The organism is Photorhabdus australis DSM 17609, assembly GCF_000711895.1.
Taxonomy (GTDB): domain Bacteria; phylum Pseudomonadota; class Gammaproteobacteria; order Enterobacterales; family Enterobacteriaceae; genus Photorhabdus; species Photorhabdus australis.
Window position 1 is genome coordinate 1 of record NZ_JONO01000120.1, and the last position, 1,892, is coordinate 1,892.

At 37.8% G+C, this 1,892-nt stretch carries 1 pseudogene; it reads right to left on the reverse strand.

The features are described from left to right. Positions 1 to 1,892 (reverse strand): annotated as a pseudogene (locus BO26_RS18350) (DUF637 domain-containing protein); the annotation flags it as partial.

A 1,892-nucleotide genomic window follows, 5' to 3' on the forward strand; every position in this document is an offset into this window, starting at 1 on the left:
TTTGAAAGGACGGTTAACACACCACCACTGGTTAATTCAGTACTTTGTTGAGTATAAGTTTCTGTGATGCTGTTATCTTTGAAATAATCAGCGCGATCTTTGTAGAAGTGATCCCTAGCCGACTCGAAACGTATATCACCACCAGAGGTAATCGTTATGTCACCATCAGAAAGTAGCTTTGAACCCACAGTGGTAATGGCGCCATTGGCAGCCATTGTCAGCTTTTTAGTACCACGGATTTGTGCGCCATAATTTCTATCGTCTTTATATTCATCATAATGCTCAGGTCTGTCATCGTCATTGTAAGCAATAGCAGAGTAAAGCAGGGGCAGAAGTGTGATATTCCTTCCAGAAGATAATAATGCATTCCCGTTTGCATGTATCTGAACCGCCTTTCCGTTAATATCTGTGCCGCTGATAACACTGATATTATTTCCTGCGGTTAATCGGCTGCTTAATTCTCCTGAACGTGATGAAGGGAATAATTTACTCAGTGGAGGAGATAATTCACGGGGAGCCAGATCAATACTTTTTGCAGAAGTTAAATTGATGTCTTTTCCTGCGGAGAAACGAAGACGCTTAGCAGATAAATTTCCGCCGGCATTAATCACAATAGAACTTTTTGCATCCAGCTTACCTACTTTAGATAACATGTGATTAAAAAGTTCCTGCTCCTTAATGTAAGCGATAATACGGCCAATTCGTTTATGTGATAACAGTACTGCATTGTTATTATCAACGGTAATATCATTATTTGCCGTCAAGGTAATATGATTACTTTTAGTTAAAAACACATCCCGCAGAATAATATTCTTACCTGCGTTTAGCAATAAATCACCTGTTGCCTCAATGCTGCTGATTATTCGATTGCCGTCATGGTTGAAATATCCGGCAGTCTCATTGCTTTGCAATTTCAAATCAGCATTACGGCTGATAACAGTAATGTTTTTTCCCTTGATTTTACTCTGCAATACATCAACATTATTGGCGGCGATCATAGAGACATCACCACCAGAAATAACTTCCCCGGTGTTTAATGTAACAGCGTCAGTTGCTAAAATAGTGATATCGTTATTAGCTTTAATAATATTATTGTTGTTGATTTTCCCTGAGTTTAAGACAATATTTTTAGCAGATAACGTATCATAACCACCTGCAACAGTGATTTGGGACATTTCATTTATGTCATAGGGGAGTGGTGTGCGAATATCAATATTATCTTTAAAATCAGCGATAAGATTACCGGCAGCAACAACACTGGCCGGTTCAATAATATTTTTTTCATCCTCCCATGTTTTAACGTTTCCTGATCTGTCAAAGTCTGTTCTAATATATACGTCGCCCTGGGAAGATATATTACCTTTGGTGTCCTTCTCAGTATATACAATATAATTATTTAGCACGCCGGTTATTTTGCTTTCATTAATAAATTTAATTCCTGTCAAGAAAATATCTTTACCGGCACTCATCTTACTGACAAAATTCAATAGCTCATCACTGTTGATATACATGTTCTTTCCCGATGCTATCACTCCAGGCGGCTTACTGTCAGAAATGATGGTTTCATTTCTGGCGTGATTTATATGAATTCCCCCATCTGTAGTATTATCTTTGCCAAAATCAACACGTCCAAACCATTTATCAGGAAGTGGAGTGATTAATTCAGCCTCATGAATAACCGGGTTTCCAAAATCATAGGTTTTCGTTTCATTAATAATCAGGTTTTTATCTGTTGAATCTGGCGTTAACTCATTATTTTTAACAATAAAAACATCGCGTGTATTATTCAGTTTTTGGGTCCTGACAACTAAATCGCCCTTCACGGTTTTTATTGTTGCCGATCTATTCTCGACGAGTTTACCTTTATTCCCCTGAGCATCCTTCTGTATCCA